Raw genomic sequence first — 18,010 nt, 5'->3', positions numbered from 1 at the left:
GCATCGCTCATGGTTTGCAGAATGAGCGGCGCATCCTCGAAAGGCGAAGGATTCCATGACCCTACGAAAACTCATTCTTGCGGCAGGTTTGATGCTTGCGGCGGTAACGGCGCAAGCCGAACAGACCATCAATATCGGCTATCAGCGCTCGTCCACGCTGTGGATCCTGCTCAAGGAAAACGGCCAGTTGGAGGAACGCCTCAAGCCTCTGGGTTTCAACGTCAACTGGCATGAATTCAGCAGCGGCCTGCTCAGTGCATTGAACGCTGGCGCAGTGGATTTGCACGCCGATGTCGCCGACGCTTTTGCCCTGTTTACTCAGGCCGCCGATGCTCCGTTGACTTACTACGCACGTGAAGCGGCGTCACCCAGCGCTCAGGCAATCATCGTCGCGAAGGATTCACCGATCAAAAGCGTGGCGGAGCTCAAGGGTAAAACCGTGGCGGTGTCCAAGGGCTCGGGGAGTCACTTTCTGCTGATTTCCGCGCTGAAGCAGGCCGGGCTGACCCTCAATGATATTACGCCGCGCTATCTGGAAGCTCCGGACGGCGTGGCTGCTTTTGCCAGTGGCAAGGTCGATGCCTGGGCAATCTGGGATCCGTTCCTGGCGACTCAGCAGCGTGAACATCAGGTACGCATCATTACCGACGGAAGCCAGGGGTTAGCCAACTACAACCGTTTCTATCTCGCCAATACCAGCTTTGCCAAGGCTCACCCAGAAGTCCTGCAAGTGGTGATCGACACCCTGCGTGATTCCGGCAAGTGGGTTAAATCGCATCCGCAGGAGGCGGCGAAAATCCTCGCGCCGGTGTGGGGCAACATACCTGTCGAAACCGTGGAACTGGCTAACAGCCGTCGCAGCTACGACATCATCCCCGTCAAGCTGGATGAGCTAGCCGAGCAACAGCGCATCGCCGACACCTATTACGGCGCAAAGCTGATTCCCAAGCCGCTGAAGATTTCCGGCATCACTGTCTGGGCGCCTGAAAGTAAATAACGTCAGGCTTACCACTTCGACTGGAGCTGCACATGAGCCGTCAAATTCATCTGTCCGCGTTTCTGCTGACCGGTCCGGTCATTCACAGTCACGCGGTCTGGCGCCATCCCGAGACCATTGGCAATTACCTCGACCCCGAGTATTACGCACGCACGGCGCGAGTCGTGGAGGAGGGGCTGTTCGATTTTCTGTTCTTCGCTGACCGCCTCGCGGTCGGCGATCAAATGGGTGGTTCGCGGGATGTGGCGTTGCGTTACGGTGCACAGGACGCCACGCGTCTGGACCCGCTGCCGATCCTCTCGTACCTGGTTGGTCAGACTCGCAAACTTGGGCTGGGCGCAACACGTTCGACCACCTATTACGAGCCCGCTCATATCGCCCGAGAGTTCGCGACGCTTGATCATCTGTCCAAAGGTCGCGCCGCCTGGAATATCGTGACTTCGATGAACGACAGTGAAGGGCGTTTGTTCGGCAAGGACAAACACCTGGAGCACGACCTGCGTTACGACCGCGCCGATGAGTTTGTCGAAGTGGCGCTCAAACTCTGGCGCAGTTGGGAGCGGGATGCGCTGAAGCTGGACCGTGAAACCGGCGTGCTGGCTGACCCAGAGAAGATTCATCCGGTGCAGCATCACGGCGATTGGTTCAAGGTCGAGGGCCCGCTAAACATTCCCCGTACCCCTCAGGGCAGACCGGTGCTGATTCAGGCCGGCTCTTCAGGACGGGGCCGTCGTTTTGGCGCTCGGTGGGCGGAGGCAATTTTTACTATCCATCCGCATCTCAAGGCGATGCAGGCGTTTCGCGAAGACGTTCGGGGGCAGGTGGTGCAGCAGGGGCGCACGGCAGACAGCTGCAAGGTGCTGACGGCGGTAATGCCGTTCATTGGCGGCAGCGAAGCCGAGGCGAGAGCCAAGCGCGACAAACACAATGCGTTGGCGCGTCCTGAACTGGGCCTGGTGACGCTGGCCTCGCAACTGAATGTGGACCTGTCGCCATTCCCGCTGTCAGCGACGCTGGCAGACATTGCCCGGTCGCCGCTGATTCATCCGGCGGCTGCCGAGAAACTGCTGATGCAGGGCGCGGACACCACGCTGGAAGAGCTGGGACGGATCTTTGCCAGCAGCGTTCGCGTACCGCAATTAGTGGGTACCGGTGCGCAGATAGCGGATCAACTGGCGGATATTTTTCTGGCGGGTGGTAGCGACGGGTTTGTCATTTCCCCTGCTTATCTACCGGGCTCGTTCAGTGAGTTCGTCGAAAGCGTCATTCCGCACCTGCAGCGCAAGGGATTGTTTCGCAAGGCTTACGAAGGTTCGACGTTACGTGAGCATCTAGGGCTTGGGGACTTGCGAGACCGTTAAGGGGCTGTCGTTATATACCTGACGTCATGCGCGTTGCACGCAGAGCGGGTTGAACCCGGCAAGCCTTGAATTGCGCCTTTACTGGAGTAGGGCGCGACTTACGCACCCCGTTGCTTGTACGCCAGCCGCAGACGTTCGCGAATATTATTCAGGTGGCGGCGCATGGCCGCCTTGGCGCCGTCTGAATCGCGATTGGCGATGGTTGCGTAGATGTCATGATGTTCCTGGCGCAGCCGGGCGCTGTAATCCTCGATGGCGGTATTGGCCAGCGCCGCCGAGTTGAGGCGGTTGCGGGGAATCAAGGTCAATCCCAGATGTTCGGTGATATCAGCGAAGTAGCGATTGTCGGTTGCCAGGGCTATTTGCTGATGAAAATCAAAATCTGCGGCTGCCGCTTCGGCTCGACTCACCGTTGGATCTTCAATGATTTTCAGCGCCTGTAGCATGCGCGCCAACTGGTCCTCGGTTCTGCGCAGAGCGGCAAGGCCAGCGGAGTCAACTTCGATACCAATGCGTAGCTCAATAACCGCCATCACATCGTTAAGGGTGCGATCTGCTTGTGGGTCGATCTGATCGACGCGCTGCCTGACTACAAACGTCCCGATACCGTGCCGGGTTTCAACCAGACCGTGGGATTGCAGATGCGAAATAGCTTCACGCACCACGGTACGACTCACACCGTGCTCCTGGGTGATGTGTTTTTCCGGCGGGAGCTTGTCACCGATCTTCAACTGGCCGTCTTCAATCATGCTGGTCAGGATGTTGGCCAGTGCCAGTGTCAGATTACGCGGACGTCTTATGGACGAGTCGTTCTCTGCAGGTTCGGAAAGCGGGGTGGGATTCATGGTGTTCCACCTGATGAAGGTACGTGCTTTGGAGAGCGCCACCGCTCTTTGCATAAAGAAACGGCGCGGCTTTGGGGCCGCGCCATTTCTTGTGGAGAGAATCGACCGAGGTCAGTCTCAAGCGATTGGCTGATCGCTCCACTCGCTGTTCACCAGGCGCTTGAGGCCCAGCGGGTTAGCGTTTTGCAGTGCTTCTGGCAGCAGGCTGTCAGGGTAGTTCTGATAGCAGACCGGACGCAGGAAGCGATCGATCGCCAACGTGCCCACCGAAGTACCGCGAGCATCGGAAGTGGCCGGGTACGGACCACCGTGAACCATGGCTTCGCAGACTTCAACACCGGTCGGGTAGCCGTTGACCAGGATGCGGCCGACTTTCTCTTCCAGCACCGGCACCAGCCATTGGTACTTCTGCAGATCGCTCTGTTCGCCGATCAGGGTGGCGGTCAGTTGACCGCGCAGGCCCAGCAGGGCACTTTTCAGTTGCGCGTCATCAGCAACTTCGATAACCAGCGTGGTCGGGCCGAACACTTCTTCCTGCAACAGCGGGTCGCCATTGAGCAGCAGGCTGACGTCAGCTTTGAACAACTGGGCCTGAGCCTGTTTGCCTTCTTGCGGCTTGCCTGCCAGATGGGTCACACCCGGATGCGACAGCAAGTGCTCTACACCTTTGCTGTAGCTGCGCAGGCCACCAGCATTGAGCATGGTTTGTGGAGCCTGGCCGCCCATGTGTTCCTGAAGTTGCTCAAGGAACTTGGTGAACGCTGGCGAGCTGATACCGATGACGACGCCCGGGTTGGTGCAGAACTGGCCTGCGCCCATGACCACCGAAGCCGCCAGATCCTTGGCCACGGAATCGCCACGCGCTGCCAAGGCTTCAGGCAGCAATACGACCGGGTTGATGCTCGACATTTCTGCGAACACCGGAATTGGCTCAGGACGTTCGGCAGCCATTTTGCACAGTGCGTCGCCACCGCTCAGGGAGCCCGTGAAGCCAACGGCTTTGATGGCCGGATGCTTGACCAGACCTTCACCAACACCGCTACCGAAAATCATGTTGAACACGCCTTTAGGCATGTTGGTTTTTTCTGCGGCGCGGATGATCGCGGAGCCGACCAGATCGGCAGTCGCCATGTGGCCGCTGTGCGCTTTGAACACGACCGGGCAACCGGCAGCCAGTGCAGCGGCGGTATCGCCACCCGCAGTGGAGAACGCCAGTGGGAAGTTGCTTGCACCGAACACAGCAACCGGGCCTACACCGATACGGTATTGGCGCAGGTCAACGCGTGGCAATGGCTTGCGATCCGGCAGGGCCAGGTCGATGCGGGCACCTAGATAGTCACCGCGACGCAGGACTTTGGCGAACAGACGCATCTGGCCGCTGGTACGTCCGCGCTCGCCTTGGATACGGGCGGTTGGCAGGGCTGTTTCCTGGCAAACGATAGCGACGAAATCATCGCCGAGCTGATCCAGCTCGTCGGCAATTGCATCAAGGAATTCTGCACGGCGAGCCGGGCTCAGCTGGCGGTATTCAACAAAGGCACCTTTGGCTGCCAGGGCTGCTGCGTCAATTTCCGCATCAGTGGCCTGGTAGAAGCTGTAGGGCAGGGCTTCACCGGTAGTGGCATCGAGACTTTTGTGTTGCGGCTCGCCAAGTGCGCTACGTGCGCCTGCGATGAAGTTGTGGCCGAGAACATTAGGCATCTGTGTCTCCTGTTTTTATTTGCGGGTTTTAATCAGGCTGGTGCCTGTCTTAGAGATCTGCCGACCGTTCGGTGACGGTGAAGGGAGCTTGCCATTTATCAGCGGCGCTCACAATATGTTGACAGTCATCGTACAACTAAGGGTAAGAGTGCGCAACCACGGAGATTCTATGTGGGGCTGCGATGGTGCTCGTGTGCCCTTGAGCCGTATGGCTGGCTTTAGCCGGGAGGCTCCGGTGCATCCGCTGACATCCTTCGCTTGAAATACCGTCCTCCCGGCTAAAGCCGGTCCTACAGGATCAGGATCAAGCTCGCAGGCGAACATAGAATTTTCCACAGGGCCGAATTTCAAGTCGATATTTCCCGGACGCCGAGGTTCTTGACCTCTAACTCCCGCAACGCATCAACGACCTCACGTAACGCCCGGTTGACCGGCTTGTCCTGGCGCAGTACCAGGCTCAGGCTGCGACTCAAGGGCGGTGTCAGGCTGCGGATTTGCAGATTGCGCTGATGATGGGCGGTGGCTACCGCAATGCGTGGCACGATGCTGTAGCCCAGCCCCGCAGAGACCATTTCCTTGATGGCTTCGATGCTGCCCAGCTCCATCACCGGTTTGGGCCGAACGCCTGCGTGCTGGAACCACTGGTTGATTAGCAATCGCGTACTGCTGCCCGCTTCGAATACCACCAGAGGCAGGCTGCTCAGCGTCTCGGCGTTGATGGATGCTTTCAGGTCTGGCTGGTCAGGGGCAAAGATCGCGACCATTTCGTCCTCCAGCAACGGCGTGACATGCAGGCTCCGGCCGGCCGCAGGCAAGGTCACCAGTGCCAGGTCAATACGATTCTCTTCGACGGCTTTGAGGATGGTCTCGGTATTGCCGGTGCAAACCCGTACGTCCAGTTTCGGGAAGGTCGTGCGCAGGTTTTTCAGGATGGGCGGTAATAGATGTATGCACGCTGTCGCACCGGTGCCAATCACCACTTGGCCTGCGACGCCTTGGGCGTGACTGGCCAGATCCTGCAGCGCATCCTCGATGACTGAGTCAATGCGACCGATGTGGGCGAGCAGTGTGCGCCCGGCAGTCGTCGGTTTAAGGCGTTTACCCACGCGTTCGATCAGACGCAGGTTCAGGCGTTTTTCCAGCAGACGGATGTGCAGGCTGACTGCGGGTTGGGTCAGATTCAACGCTGTAGCAGCAGCCGAAAAGCTGCCTTGGCTTATGACCTGGGAGAAACTGTTCAGGTGATTCAGGTTCAACGGCTGCATGGCAAAGTTTTACTTATGCTGAGGATGATTAATCATAGCTTTATTAAGGTTGGCAGGGGCGGCATGATTGCCGCACTTGCAATCGTTACCGAGAACGAAGATGAACCACGACCTGATCCTGCGCACCGCTCGTGAGGATGACATGCCCGCTGTACAGGCGATTTACGCTCACCATGTGCTGACCGGCATCGCCAGCTTCGAACTGCAGCCGCCGTCAGTGGAGCAGATGCTGCAACGTCGTGCCGAGGTCCTTTCGCGCAAGTTGCCGTACTTGGTCGCTGAACTGGCTGGAGCCGTCGTTGGCTATGGTTATGCCACGCTGTATCGACCAAGACCCGGCTACCGTTTTACTGCGGAAGACTCGGTGTATATGGCTGAAGGCATGGGCGGCAAAGGGATTGGTCAGTCGCTTCTCGGTGCGGTCATCGACCACTGCGTACAAGGTGGCTGGCGGCAAATGGTGGCGGTGATCGGTAACAGTGAAAACCATGCCTCGTTACGGCTTCATGAAAAAATGGGTTTTCGCCGGGTCGGGGTTTTCGAGTCGGTAGGCTTCAAACACGGGCGCTGGGTTGACACCGTGTTGATGCAGCGAGCATTGGGCGATGGCAGCGGCAGCCTGCCGGATGATCAGTAAGGTAGGAATTGGTCGATAGACTATTTGCATATTAGTTTAGAATTTAAATGCATTTTCGGAATAAATAAGCCGGTGATATGGTTTTAACCAGTCACTGGAAACCTTGAGAATAGTTATAAAAAAGGATTTCGGGTGACGACCTGACCTCACTTTTTTCTCAAGGAATATCTGCATGGCAGCATTTGATCATCTCACCCGCCGTCGTCTGTTGGGCCTGACCGGCGTCGCGCTGGCAAGCCCGATACTGGCCTCTGTTCCCGGTTTCGCCTGGGCGGCCGATGAGCATGCTGGCCACCACGCCGGTGGTGACGCAGAGCCAGCAGGCACCGGGGAATTCATCAAACTTGCCGAAACACGCAAACTCAAGCTGGCGGTCAATCTCAACGCGGTGTGCCTGGCGCCCGTGGTGATTGCCCATGGGCAGGGCTTTTTCACCAAACACAATCTGGACGTCGAGCTGGTCAACTTCGGCAACTCTACAGAAGTGCTGCTGGAAGCCATTGCCACTGGTAAGGCCGATGCGGGTGTCGGCATGGCGTTGCGCTGGCTCAAAGCGCTGGAGCAGGGGTTCGACGTCAAACTCACCGCGGGCACCCACGGCGGTTGCTTGCGATTGCTCAGCGCCGTCGACAGCCCGGTGCAGAAACTCGAAGACCTCAAGGGCAAGGCCATCGGCGTCACCGACATGGCCAGCCCGGACCGTAACTTCTTTTCCATTTTGCTCAAGAAACACGGCGTCGACCCGGTGCGCGATGTGGAATGGCGGTTGTATCCGGCCGACTTGCTGGGCACAGCGCTGGAGCGCGGTGAGGTGCAGGCAGTGAGCGGCAGTGACCCGTTCATGTATCGCCTGATCAAAGGCGGCAAGGCTCGCGAGCTTTCCAACAACCTCGTCGAGGAGTACGCCAACCTAAGCTGCTGCGTGGTCGGCGTGACCGGCAAGCTGGTACGTGAAGAGAAGCGCGTCGCTGCGGCATTGACTCAAGCGATTCTCGAAGCTCACGACTATTCCGTGAAACACCCTGAAGTCGTCGCTAAAGGATTCCAGGCTCACGCGCTCAATACCTCGGTCGAAGAAGTGCAGGCGATTCTTCACGACCACACCCACGGTCACCATGCGGTTGGTGCAGCCCTGACCAAGGAAATCGTCACTTATGTGACCGATTTGCAGACGGTTGAAGTGATTCGTAAGAGCACCGACGCCGTGGCCTTCTCCAAGGAGATTACCGCCGATGTCTTCAATTGACGCTGCACCGCAGATCGCTGCACTTGAGCGTACTCCAGCCAGGTTCTGGCGGCAGGGTGCGGTGGCCGTTGTCGCCTGGGTGGGCGTGGCGCTGCTGATCGCTTACTTCCCCAATGCCACCCGTAACTGGCCGATGACTCAGGGCCTGGCCAATTTGTGCCTCGCGGTCGCGGCACTGATTGGACTGGCAGGCATTTTGGGGCGTTGGTTCCCGGCCGTGCAGCGTCGAGCCCGCCCTGCGGGAGCCTGGCTGATTGCCTTGCCGCTGCTGCTGGGGATCTGGGAGCTGCTCACTGCCAAACTGGCGTTGTTGCCAGTACCGTTTTTTGCGCCGCCACAGGCATTGCTGGATGTATACGTTGAAGACTGGCCACGGCTGGCGGACAGCTTGCTGAACTCGGCATTGCTGTTGGGCACGGGTGTGGCCTTGGGTGCAGTGACCGGTTTTGTCGCGGGTGTCGCGATTGGCTGGTCGACCAGCATTGGCTACTGGCTGCATCCGGTCTTGCGTATTCTGGGACCGGTGCCGTCAACAGCGTTGCTGCCGTTGTGCTTCTTTCTGTTTCCCAGCAGTTGGAGTGCCAGTGTGTTTCTCATCGCATTGGCCACCTGGTTCCCGGTCACAGTGCTGACCTGGTCGGGGGTTGCCAGTGTCGACAAAGCCTATTACGACGTAGCTCGCACCCTAGGCGCGAAGCCGGGCTTTCTGATTTTCAACGTGGCGATTCCAGCTGCGTTGCCTCATGTGTTTGTCGGCCTGTTCATGGGGCTGGGAGCATCGTTCTCGACCCTGGTCGTTGCCGAAATGATGGGGGTGAAATCGGGTATTGGCTGGTACTTGCAGTGGGCTCAAGGCTGGGCCGCCTACGCCAATATGTACGCCGCTTTGTTAATCATGGCGCTGGCCTGTTCCGGATTGATATCCGGGCTGTTTTTGATTCGTGATCGCCTGCTGGCCTGGCAACAAGGAGCCATGAAATGGTAGCCACCGCATCTGCATCAACGGTTTCGTCGTCTGCGGGGCTGGCGCTGCGCATCGAAAACCTGAGTCACGGTTTTGCTCTGGACGGGCAACGCCTGTCTGTTCTGGAAAACGTTTCGCTGGACGTGGCTCCTGGCGAGTTCGTCGCTTTGTTGGGGCCGTCGGGTTGCGGCAAATCCACATTGTTGCGACTGGTTGCCGGGCTGGAGCCCGCAGACAGTGGCGCGCTGCTCGCTGACGGCTTGTCGATTGCAGGCCCCGATCCGAGTCGCGTCGTGGTCTTTCAAGACCCGACGCTGTATCCGTGGAGGCGAGTCTGGGACAACGTCGCGTTAGGGCTGCAAGCTCAGGGTCTGCTGAAGGCCCACGCAGGTAAAGTCGATGCGGCACTGGCCACAGTGGGCCTCAGCAGTTTTGCTCGCGCTTACCCGCGACAGTTATCGGGCGGCATGGCCCAGCGTGTGGCGCTGGCAAGAGCGCTGGTCAACGAACCCCGGCTGCTGATCCTCGACGAACCACTGGGTAAACTCGATTCGCTGACCCGCATCACCATGCAGAAGGAATTGATCGACCTGTGGCAACGCCAGGGTTATACGGCGCTACTGGTGACGCATGACGTAGAAGAAGCCTTGCTGCTGGCCAATCGCGTGATCGTCTTCAGCGACCGCCCGGCCAGCATCAAGGCGCAGTTGACCATCGAGCGGCCTTATCCGCGCCATCGTGACGATCCGTATCTGGTCGACCTGCGCAAGCAGATTCTGGGGCTGCTCGGGTTAGGGGAGAGCTGGTAGTGCTATAGGCCGGGTTTAGAACCGGGCTTGGGCCGAATACTCCGGGCCGTCATTGAAGCAGGCCAGGTCAACCAACAGGGTTTCCCACTCCACACCATCGGCAAACTGTTCCAGATGCGCCTGACCCGCTTCGGCGTCCGACGCGGTGAAGGTATTCATTGTCTCCGGCTGGAGGGCGGGGGCCTCAGGGGCTGGAGCTACTTTGATTGCAAGGCGAGACAACAGCGATTCTTTGAGCATCAATAGATAGGACATGGACGGGTTCCTTTCTGGTGGCGTGAGTATCGACTGCGCTGCACTGTTATTGAACGAAACGCCGGTGCAAGACTTCGAATTGGTGCGTCTTGTGCGGAGATTGGTCCGGCAATGCGGCAGATAGTGGCCTGACACCTTGTCATTGAAAATAACGTGCCAACCTGGAACGTCCGTTCAGTTTTGTGACGGGTGTCAATGATTGCGGCAGGTTGTCTTTGCCGGTAGGGTGACTGGCTGTCTGGCAAGGAGCTTGAAATGACTCAGTTAACCCCGCCCGGAGTGGCGGATGCAGCACCCGATCGACCTAAGCAGCGTCGCGCGCCGAAAGGTGAAAAACGCCGTGAAGAACTGCTGGATGCGGCCTTGCAGGTGTTTTCTCTGGAGGGTTACAGCGGAGCCTCGGTGGCCCAGGTGGCTGCAATCGTGGGGATCTCGGTCGCCGGTCTGTTGCACCACTTCCCCAGCAAGATTTCGCTGTTGATGGGCGTGCTGGATCGGCGGGACAAGGCCAACAGCCGTATCGCCGAGGAGGTTCGTACAGACAAGAGCCTGTCCGGTTTGCTGGGAAGCCTGCGTGCGATCAATCGCTCAAATGCCACAGCGCCCGGAGTGGTGCGTGCATTTACCATTCTCAACGCGGAAAGTCTGGTGGAAGGGCATCCTGCCTGGGACTGGTTCCAGGAGCGCTATCAGATCATTCACGAGCGTCTGATCGGGCAGTTCACGGATCTTGTCGAAGCGGGAGAGGTGCGGGCCGATGTCGACCTGCCGGGCCTGGTCCAGGAAATCCTGGCGATGATGGATGGCTTGCAGATTCAGTGGCTGCGCTTTCCGGAGAAAGTTGATCTTGTCGAGCGTTTCGACAGCTACATCGCACGGGTCGATGAAGCGATAAGGGTTCGTCCCTGAACCAGTCCGGACCTCGTTAAAGGTCCGGCTCTATCCCTGAATCAGCGTCTTAGTTACCGCTTGCGCTGCCTTGAGTGGTGGTGTCATCGGTGGTGTCGTAGCCATCACCTTCGCTGGTGTCGCTATCGCCGGTGCCTTGATCAAGCACACCGCCGGTTTTGACTGCCGAATCACGCAGCGTCGAGTTCAGCGCCGAGCGTGGCAGCGGGTTGCTGGTGGTGGTCGACAGTTCCTGACGGAACGGGTTGACCAGCTTGGCGTTCAGGCGGATATCCTGAGACGACGCGCCCACCGACAGGTTGAAGCTGTCTGCGTCCACGACCCATTGCTTGCTGTCCACATCGTAGTAAGCCAGCGAGCGATCGTTGAGCTCGATGGTGACACGCTTGCTTTCGCCCGGCTTCAAGAACACTTTCTTGTAGCCTTTCAGCTCCTTGATAGCGCGCTCGACTTTCGGGTTCTGCTGGCCAACATACAGCTCGGCCACTTCGGAGCCACCTACCTTGCCGGTGTTGGTCAGGTCGAACGACACCTTGATTGGCGTGTTGCCTACCGCGACACCTGGAGTAACGGTGATGTTGCTGTAGCCGAAGGTGGTGTACGACAGGCCGTAACCGAACGGATAGAGCGGCTTGATGCCTTTCTTCTCGTAACCGCGATAGCCAAGGAGCAGGTCGTCCTTGTAGCTCATCGTCTTCAACGTTTCTTCGTTGTCGAATTTCGGGAACGTCGCGTAGATCGGGTTATCTTCGATGTTGCGTTCGATACTGATCGGCAGCTTGCCCGACGGGTTGACCTTGCCGAACAGGATTTCAGCCAGAGCCTGACCGCCGTTCTGACCCGGGTAGAACGCGTGCAGCGCAGCCGGAACCTGATCGATCCAGTCGCTCATCTTCAGACCGGTACCGCCATGCATGGTCACCACGGTGTTCGGGTTGACCTTGGCGATGTTCTGAATCAGCTCGTTCTGGAATTCAGGCAAATCGAAGCTGTGGTCGAAACCTTCACCTTCGTATTCGTTGCTGTTACCCACTGCAACCAGCACTGCGTCGTACTGAGACAGATCCTGCGGAGCAGTCAGCGAAGCCCAGCTCATTTGCACGCCAACCAGGCCGCCCATTGTGGAGAGGTAGCCGTTGCGACGCGAGTATTCCAGCTTAATGTCGTAAGCCTTGCCTGCTTCCAGGTTGACCTTGGCGAACACCGGAATGGTCGGCGGGATGCTGTTGTTCGGCAGTGGCTTGCCTTCACCGTTGTCGAGGATCTTCTTGCCGTTCACGTACAGACGTACTGCGCCGTCGGCACGGACCTTGAACACTTGCTCGCCGCTGGTGGTCGGTGTGATCTGACCGGTGTAGCGGATCGAAGTGTTCGACGTGTCACCGTTGACCGGCAGAGAGTCGGTGGACCAGTCCAGATCAACGTGCTTGTCGGTACGGGTCGCGGCAGCATCACCGGACCAGTTGGCATTGTTGAAGAACTCGGTTTTCAGGCCGTTGACGCTTTTGCCATCGCTGTCTGCGTGGCTCCAGGTCGTGGTGCTTGGATCCAGCGACAAGCCGTCGATGAACTCGACCTTGGCGTTAGGTGCCAGTTGCTGCAGACCGCTCAGCTCGCTGATGTAATGAGCAGCCATGACGTTGGCGCTACCGAAACCGGTAGGCGGCGCGTACTTGGCCAGGGTGCCGACCACAGCGATTTTCTTGACCGTCTGCTTGTTCAGCGGCAGCAGGTTGTTGTCGTTTTTCAGCAGTACGATGCCTTCACGCGCAGCGTTCAGGGCAACCTTGTTGCTGGTGGCGCTGTTCATGTTGTGCGCGGTCAGCGGTGCTTTGCTGTCGAACTTGTACAGGTAGATCTGCTTGAGAATGCGGCGGACCTTGTCATCGATGGTCGCTACGTCCAGCTCACCGCTGTCCAGGTAAGGCTTGAGGATGGTGCTATTCATCTGATAGCCCATCATGTCCAGGTCGGTGCCTGCCTGAGCGGCGTTCAGACCGTGGACTACAGCGTTGTAGTCGCTCTGTACGAAACCTGGATAGCCCCATTCTGTTTTCAGAATGTCGCGCATCAGGTGTTCGTTTTCGCAAGCGAACTCACCGTTCACTTTCTGGAAGGCGCACATCATCATCGCGACCTTGCTGTTCTTCGAAGCGGATTCGAAGGCAGGCAGGGTCATTTCGCGCAATACGCGCTCGCTGATGGTTTCGTCCAGGTTGAAGCGGTTGCTTTCCTGATCGTTGGCCGCGTAGTGCTTGGCGTTCGCCCATACACCGCGGGATTGAATACCGTTGATTACAGCCGGGCTGAGGCTTGCACCCAGGAACGGATCTTCACCGGAGAGGTACTCGAATGCACGACCGCTGTAAGGCATGCGGTACAGGTTGACACCAGGGCCAGTCACGAACTGGTAGCCGCCGGTGGCAGTGTCATAACCCAGTGCACGACCCAGGTCGATAGCGCGACGCGGGTTCCAGGTAGCCGCCAGGTTAGGGCCGGACGGGTAAACGACACCCTGTGCGTTGCCTTCGCTGGTGTAACGCACGCCGACACCGCCGTCAGCACCGTGAATCTGCGGAATGCCGTATTGGGTCAGAGGCTTGACATCCCAGCCACCGGTGCCGCCGATGTAGGCCAGCTTCTCTTCCATGGTCATTTTGGCCAGGGTTTTTTCTGCGGCCTTCTCGGCACGGCTTACCTTGCCTTCATCCAGCGCCGGGCTGGTGGCAGGACTGGTCGCTGCATTGACCTGTGATACTGCCAGCGCCAGCAAAGCGAGTGCAGACTTCGCACCGATCATTTTCCGTTTGTTCATGTATTTCTCCGACTACCGATTTTCAAGTTCTGTGCTTTTTGAAGCTGATCAAGTCTGATTGCTCGCGAATTTTATTCGGGCAATAGTTCACCTTCTTCGCAACTTTCAGAGTGTTAATCTCAGCGCAATAGTTAGTGTTTTAAACGTGTATTTATATTGTAAGAATTATGTGTTGCATGTTTTTACTTGATATCTAAATGCCATCACAAGATGGCACTTTGATTCGCGTTGGCGGCATAATTAAGGCAATTCTTGCTAGGAAAAGTCAAACAAAAGCTGGTTTTCAGTGAATTTTGTTTTTTTTGCTTACAAATTTGAACCTCTGCTAAACCTACTGGTCGATTGGTTTAAGAATTTTCGGCGTGCGAGCTAATCTTGGTTGCTGGCACAACGCCGAGGTTCTCCTTAGTTGCGATCTCACTGGCCTTTGTTGATGGGGGATAGTGCGCGGCTGGTTATTATTATTTGCTGGGAGATAGTTTATGAAGTTGCCTCTGATTGGTGCAGGTGTCGTTCTGGGTTTTGCACTTAGTGGTGCTGCAATTGCTGCCGAAGCTACCGATGCCGATGCGAAATCGGGTGCTACCGATTCCACGGTGCTGACCCAGACTCAAGACGCCAAAGCGTTGAAAAAACAGCAAGCCCAGACCACCAAAGGTGGTCGTCCGCTCGACAGCACAAAAAACAATTCGCAAAAAACCTCGAATTGATGGTCTAACCGTTTTTCTGCCTGCCTCCTGATCCGATCCCGATTTGGTCAAGAGGCTGGTAACCTTGCCCCTTCGATCTGTACAGATGCCCGCACCTATGTTGTCCGCCCCCGTCGATACCTCCCGATTAGTGATCCCCGATGCCGAGCAGGTCTGCGCCTGGCTGATGGAAAATGCCGGTCTGAAGACCGTTGATCTGGAACGTGCCCGGCGTTTGGCTCAGGAGTCGGCGCAAGAGTCTGAAGCTGCTGAGCTGTTGGGCCTGCTGACCCGGTTGGGTCTGGTCTCCGAATTTGAATTGGCCCGTGCCTGGGCGGCCTTGCTCGATGCGCCGCTGGTGCTGGCAGAGTCCGCGCCACCGATACTGGACCCGTTGCCGCCACTGACTGAACGCTTCATGCGTCACTATCAGATTGTGCCACTGGGCTGGAGTGATGGCGGCTTGCGCGTACTGGCGGCCAATCCACACTTGCTATACCCGTTTCAGGCCGTGGCCTACGCTTGCGATGTGCCGGTCTGGCTGTCGGTCGGCCCGCGCAACGAAGTCGAAACCCTTATCGAGCGTTATTACGGCCAGGGTCGCTCAGCCATGGGCACCCTGATCGAGAACCTCGACGAAGAGGGCGGCTCGCTGGAAGACATCGAACACCTGAAAGACATGGCGTCCGAAGCGCCGGTGATTCGTCTGGTCAACCTGATCCTGCAACGCGCTGTCGAGCATCGAGCCTCCGACATCCATATCGAACCGTTTGAAAGCCAGCTCAAAGTCCGCTATCGCATTGATGGTGTCCTGCACGAGGCCGAAGCGCCGCCGTCCAGTTCATCGGCGGCGGTGATCTCCCGGGTGAAGATCATGGCCCGGCTTGATATTGCCGAGCGTCGTCTGCCTCAGGACGGGCGGATCATGCTGCGTATTCAAGGTAAAGAGCTGGATTTGCGGGTCTCTACCGTTCCTACCAGTTTTGGTGAGTCGGTGGTCATGCGTTTGCTGGATCGGCAGACCATCAACTTCGACTTCCCGAGCCTGGGTTTCGATGGCGAGCGTCTCGACGAATTTCTTGAAGTGCTCGAACGCCCTCACGGCATCTTGTTGGTGACCGGTCCGACCGGCTCCGGTAAAACCACCACGCTCTATACCGCGCTGTCCCGGCTCAATACCGCCGAGCGCAAGATCATCACCGTTGAAGACCCGGTGGAATACCAGCTCGAAGGCATTAACCAGATTCAGGTCAAACCGGCTATCGGTCTGGACTTCGCCGGGGCGCTGCGCTCTATCGTGCGTCAAGACCCGGACGTGATCATGATCGGTGAGATGCGTGACCTGGAAACCTGCCGCATCGCGATTCAATCCTCGCTCACCGGTCACCTGGTGCTCTCGACCCTGCACACCAACAGTGCAGCGGCGAGTATCACTCGTCTACTGGACATGGGCGTCGAGAGTTATCTGATTGCGTCCACCGTGAACGGCATCCTGGCCCAGCGTCTGGTGCGTCGTCTCGATCCTGCGACCCGCGAAGCGTTCGAAGCGCCTCCTGAGTTAATAGAAGAGCACGGACTTGATCGTTTTACTGACGAACGTCCGATCATGCTGTACCGTCCACGCCCCGATGCGCCGGGCGGCGGTTATCGCGGACGAAGCGCGATTACCGAATTGCTGGTCATGAATGAAGAACTGCGAAGCCTGCTGATGCGTCACGCGGACGCGTCAACCCTTGAACAGGCCGCACGCCGTGGCGGTTTGCGTACCTTGCATGAAGAAGGTCTGCGTCAGGCAGTCGCCGGTGTCACCTCTCTTGAAGAAGTGCTGCGTGTGACTCGCGGTGACGGCAATTGAGTCTGTTCAAGTTCCGCGCTCTCGACAGCCAGGGCGTTGCCCAGAACGGCACCCTGGACGCCAAGGATCAGGACGCAGCAGTTGCTGTTCTGCAAAAGCGCGGTTTGCTGGTGCTGCAAATCGACCCGGCGGGTATGGGCGGCCTGCGTAATGCCTTGGGGCGCGGCATGCTCAATGGCGCGGCGCTGGTCAGCTTTACCCAGCAATTGGCGACATTGCTCGGTGCCGGTCAGCCTCTGGAACGATCATTGGGAATCCTGCTCAAACAGCCCGGCCAGCCGCAGACCCGGGCGTTGATTGAGCGCATTCGTGAACAGGTCAAGGCGGGTAAGCCGCTGTCGGCAGCGCTGGAAGAAGAGGGCACGCAGTTTTCTTCTCTTTATATAAGCATGGTCCGTGCAGGCGAGGCGGGCGGTGCGCTGGAAAGTACCCTGCGTCAGCTCAGCGATTATCTGGAACGCAGTCAGTTGCTGCGCGGTGAAGTGATCAACGCGCTGATTTACCCGGCATTTCTGGTGGTGGGTGTTTTAGGTTCCCTGGCTTTGCTGCTGGCTTATGTGGTGCCGCAGTTCGTGCCGATCTTCAAGGACCTGGGTGTACCGATCCCGATGATCACTGAAGTGATTCTTGGGCTGGGCGAGTTTTTAAGCGCGTATGGGCTGGCGGTGTTGGCCGGGCTGATCGCGTTGATCTGGGTGTTGGTGTTGCGTCGCAAGGACCCTGCGCGCCGTGAGCGTCACGACCGGCGTCTGCTGGGGATTCGCATTATCGGCCCGCTGTTGCAACGGATCGAAGCAGCGCGTCTGGCTCGGACCTTGGGCACGCTTCTTAATAACGGCGTTGCTTTGTTGCAAGCCTTGGTCATCGCCCGTCAGGTCTGCACCAACCGCGCGCTGCAGGCGCAGGTTGCGCAAGCCGCCGAGTCGGTAAAGGGCGGCGGTACGCTGGCCAGTGCCTTTGGCGCCGAGCCGCTGTTGCCCGACCTTGCGTTACAAATGATTGAAGTCGGCGAACAAGCCGGCGAACTGGACAGCATGCTGCTCAAGGTCGCCGATGTGTTCGACGTCGAGGCCAAACGCGGTATCGACCGCATGCTCGCCGCGCTGGTACCTGCGCTGACCGTGGTCATGGCCGGGATGGTGGCGGTGATCATGCTGGCGATCATGCTGCCGCTGATGAGCCTGACCAGCAATATCTGAATGTTCGAAAGAGGAAACGATTGTGATGAGTTTCAGCCGTAAACGCTTCAAACCAGGCCGCAGACAAAACGGCTTCACCTTGCTGGAAATGCTCGCGGTTATCGTGCTGCTGGGCATCGTGGCGACCATTGTTGTGCGTCAGGTCGGCGGTAACGTCGACAAGGGCAAATACGGCGCGGGCAAGGCGCAACTGGCCAGCCTGTCGATGAAGATCGAAAGCTATGCACTGGACGTCGGTTCGCCGCCTAAAACCCTGCAGCAACTGGTGGAGAAATCCGGCAATGCTTCCGGCTGGGCGGGCCCATACGCCAAACCTTCGGACCTCAAAGACCCGTTTGGTCACGCGTTCGGTTATCGCTTCCCGGGTCAGCACGGCACGTTTGACCTGATCTTTTTCGGCCAGGACGGCCAGGCGGGCGGCGAAGGTTACAGCGCTGACCTGGGCAACTGGGAATAATCACCG

16 protein-coding genes are annotated in these 18,010 nt (G+C 58.1%); 11 read left to right on the top strand and 5 right to left on the bottom strand.

Annotated features, from left to right (window positions below; all coding sequences use genetic code 11):
* Positions 1 to 55: 55 nt before the first annotated feature.
* Both ABRP31_RS16460 and ABRP31_RS16455 read left to right on the top strand, forming a co-directional pair.
* On the top strand, positions 56 to 997 hold the full coding sequence (locus ABRP31_RS16460) for an aliphatic sulfonate ABC transporter substrate-binding protein (protein ID WP_349969354.1): 942 nt from the start codon (positions 56 to 58) through the stop codon (positions 995 to 997).
* Between the two features lie 32 nt (positions 998 to 1,029).
* Positions 1,030 to 2,358 carry an LLM class flavin-dependent oxidoreductase gene (locus tag ABRP31_RS16455; RefSeq protein ID WP_349969353.1) on the top strand — a complete coding sequence of 443 codons (1,329 nt, stop codon included), beginning with the start codon at positions 1,030 to 1,032 and terminating at the stop codon, positions 2,356 to 2,358.
* A 98-nt stretch (positions 2,359 to 2,456) separates the two neighbouring features.
* Here ABRP31_RS16455 and ABRP31_RS16450 read toward each other — a convergent pair whose 3' ends face one another.
* From ABRP31_RS16450 to ABRP31_RS16440, 3 genes are all read right to left on the bottom strand, one after another.
* Positions 2,457 to 3,203, bottom strand: coding sequence for a FadR/GntR family transcriptional regulator (locus ABRP31_RS16450; protein WP_349969352.1), 747 nt, complete (start codon positions 3,201 to 3,203; stop codon positions 2,457 to 2,459).
* Between the two features lie 117 nt (positions 3,204 to 3,320).
* Positions 3,321 to 4,904 carry an aldehyde dehydrogenase (NADP(+)) gene (locus ABRP31_RS16445; RefSeq protein ID WP_349969351.1) on the bottom strand — a complete coding sequence of 528 codons (1,584 nt, stop codon included), beginning with the start codon at positions 4,902 to 4,904 and terminating at the stop codon, positions 3,321 to 3,323.
* A gap of 347 nt (positions 4,905 to 5,251) precedes the next feature.
* Entirely contained in the window at positions 5,252 to 6,169 is a 918-nt protein-coding gene (locus ABRP31_RS16440; RefSeq protein ID WP_349969350.1) for a LysR family transcriptional regulator, read from the bottom strand.
* Between the two features lie 100 nt (positions 6,170 to 6,269).
* Here ABRP31_RS16440 and ABRP31_RS16435 point away from each other — a divergent pair, with 100 nt between their 5' ends.
* The 4 genes from ABRP31_RS16435 to ABRP31_RS16420 all read left to right on the top strand — a co-directional run bounded on the left by ABRP31_RS16435 (position 6,270) and on the right by ABRP31_RS16420 (position 9,825).
* Positions 6,270 to 6,806: an N-acetyltransferase family protein gene (locus ABRP31_RS16435; RefSeq protein ID WP_349969349.1), complete on the top strand. Its 537-nt coding sequence runs from the start codon at positions 6,270 to 6,272 to the stop codon at positions 6,804 to 6,806.
* A 172-nt stretch (positions 6,807 to 6,978) separates the two neighbouring features.
* Positions 6,979 to 8,052, top strand: a complete 1,074-nt coding sequence (locus ABRP31_RS16430; protein WP_349969348.1) for an ABC transporter substrate-binding protein — start codon at positions 6,979 to 6,981, stop codon at positions 8,050 to 8,052.
* Positions 8,039 to 9,037: an ABC transporter permease gene (locus ABRP31_RS16425; RefSeq protein WP_087264987.1), complete on the top strand. Its 999-nt coding sequence runs from the start codon at positions 8,039 to 8,041 to the stop codon at positions 9,035 to 9,037. The genes ABRP31_RS16430 and ABRP31_RS16425 overlap by 14 nt, the downstream gene beginning before the upstream one ends.
* The gene (locus tag ABRP31_RS16420; protein ID WP_349969347.1) at positions 9,031 to 9,825 is read left to right on the top strand and encodes an ABC transporter ATP-binding protein; all 795 of its coding nucleotides are present in this window, start codon (positions 9,031 to 9,033) and stop codon (positions 9,823 to 9,825) included. Before ABRP31_RS16425 ends, ABRP31_RS16420 begins: the two co-directional genes overlap by 7 nt.
* A 15-nt stretch (positions 9,826 to 9,840) precedes the next feature.
* On the opposite strand, the gene ABRP31_RS16415 is transcribed toward ABRP31_RS16420, so the two are convergent.
* Positions 9,841 to 10,080 (bottom strand): hypothetical protein, encoded by a 240-nt coding sequence (locus ABRP31_RS16415; protein WP_349969346.1) that lies wholly within the window; start codon positions 10,078 to 10,080, stop codon positions 9,841 to 9,843.
* 255 nt (positions 10,081 to 10,335) lie between these two features.
* On the opposite strand from ABRP31_RS16415, the gene ABRP31_RS16410 reads away from it, so the two are divergent.
* Positions 10,336 to 10,989, top strand: coding sequence for a TetR/AcrR family transcriptional regulator (locus ABRP31_RS16410; RefSeq protein ID WP_087264977.1), 654 nt, complete (start codon positions 10,336 to 10,338; stop codon positions 10,987 to 10,989).
* 49 nt (positions 10,990 to 11,038) lie between these two features.
* Here ABRP31_RS16410 and ABRP31_RS16405 read toward each other — a convergent pair whose 3' ends face one another.
* Entirely contained in the window at positions 11,039 to 13,804 is a 2,766-nt protein-coding gene (locus tag ABRP31_RS16405; protein ID WP_349969345.1) for a glycoside hydrolase family 3 C-terminal domain-containing protein, read from the bottom strand.
* Positions 13,805 to 14,286: 482 nt separating this feature from the next.
* Here ABRP31_RS16405 and ABRP31_RS16400 point away from each other — a divergent pair, with 482 nt between their 5' ends.
* The 4 genes from ABRP31_RS16400 (at position 14,287) to gspG (ending at position 18,004) form a co-directional block, all read left to right on the top strand.
* The gene (locus tag ABRP31_RS16400) at positions 14,287 to 14,514 is read left to right on the top strand and encodes a hypothetical protein (RefSeq protein ID WP_087264975.1); all 228 of its coding nucleotides are present in this window, start codon (positions 14,287 to 14,289) and stop codon (positions 14,512 to 14,514) included.
* A gap of 97 nt (positions 14,515 to 14,611) precedes the next feature.
* Entirely contained in the window at positions 14,612 to 16,348 is a 1,737-nt protein-coding gene (gene gspE / locus ABRP31_RS16395) for a type II secretion system ATPase GspE (RefSeq protein WP_167384319.1), read from the top strand.
* Complete coding sequence (gspF, locus tag ABRP31_RS16390; RefSeq protein WP_349969344.1) at positions 16,345 to 17,547, top strand: type II secretion system inner membrane protein GspF; 1,203 nt, start codon at positions 16,345 to 16,347, stop codon at positions 17,545 to 17,547. The genes gspE and gspF overlap by 4 nt, the downstream gene beginning before the upstream one ends.
* Positions 17,548 to 17,572: 25 nt before the next feature.
* Positions 17,573 to 18,004, top strand: a complete 432-nt coding sequence (gene gspG, locus ABRP31_RS16385) for a type II secretion system major pseudopilin GspG (RefSeq protein ID WP_027900819.1) — start codon at positions 17,573 to 17,575, stop codon at positions 18,002 to 18,004.
* The last annotated feature ends 6 nt before the right edge of the window (positions 18,005 to 18,010 follow it).

The sequence above is a fragment of the Pseudomonas caspiana genome, from assembly GCF_040224095.2.
GTDB lineage: Bacteria > Pseudomonadota > Gammaproteobacteria > Pseudomonadales > Pseudomonadaceae > Aquipseudomonas > Aquipseudomonas caspiana.
Note: the sequence above shows the minus strand (reverse complement) of the source record. Positions and strands in the feature narration are given on the sequence as shown.

Coding starts and splice junctions, on each gene's coding strand:
- ABRP31_RS16460 (WP_349969354.1), top strand. CDS start 56: ATGACCCTACGAAAACTCATTCTTGCGGCAGGTTTGATGCTTGCGGCG.
- ABRP31_RS16455 (WP_349969353.1), top strand. CDS start 1,030: ATGAGCCGTCAAATTCATCTGTCCGCGTTTCTGCTGACCGGTCCGGTC.
- ABRP31_RS16450 (WP_349969352.1), bottom strand. CDS start 3,203: ATGAATCCCACCCCGCTTTCCGAACCTGCAGAGAACGACTCGTCCATA.
- ABRP31_RS16445 (WP_349969351.1), bottom strand. CDS start 4,904: ATGCCTAATGTTCTCGGCCACAACTTCATCGCAGGCGCACGTAGCGCA.
- ABRP31_RS16440 (WP_349969350.1), bottom strand. CDS start 6,169: ATGCAGCCGTTGAACCTGAATCACCTGAACAGTTTCTCCCAGGTCATA.
- ABRP31_RS16435 (WP_349969349.1), top strand. CDS start 6,270: ATGAACCACGACCTGATCCTGCGCACCGCTCGTGAGGATGACATGCCC.
- ABRP31_RS16430 (WP_349969348.1), top strand. CDS start 6,979: ATGGCAGCATTTGATCATCTCACCCGCCGTCGTCTGTTGGGCCTGACC.
- ABRP31_RS16425 (WP_087264987.1), top strand. CDS start 8,039: ATGTCTTCAATTGACGCTGCACCGCAGATCGCTGCACTTGAGCGTACT.
- ABRP31_RS16420 (WP_349969347.1), top strand. CDS start 9,031: ATGGTAGCCACCGCATCTGCATCAACGGTTTCGTCGTCTGCGGGGCTG.
- ABRP31_RS16415 (WP_349969346.1), bottom strand. CDS start 10,080: ATGTCCTATCTATTGATGCTCAAAGAATCGCTGTTGTCTCGCCTTGCA.
- ABRP31_RS16410 (WP_087264977.1), top strand. CDS start 10,336: ATGACTCAGTTAACCCCGCCCGGAGTGGCGGATGCAGCACCCGATCGA.
- ABRP31_RS16405 (WP_349969345.1), bottom strand. CDS start 13,804: ATGAACAAACGGAAAATGATCGGTGCGAAGTCTGCACTCGCTTTGCTG.
- ABRP31_RS16400 (WP_087264975.1), top strand. CDS start 14,287: ATGAAGTTGCCTCTGATTGGTGCAGGTGTCGTTCTGGGTTTTGCACTT.
- gspE (WP_167384319.1), top strand. CDS start 14,612: ATGTTGTCCGCCCCCGTCGATACCTCCCGATTAGTGATCCCCGATGCC.
- gspG (WP_027900819.1), top strand. CDS start 17,573: ATGAGTTTCAGCCGTAAACGCTTCAAACCAGGCCGCAGACAAAACGGC.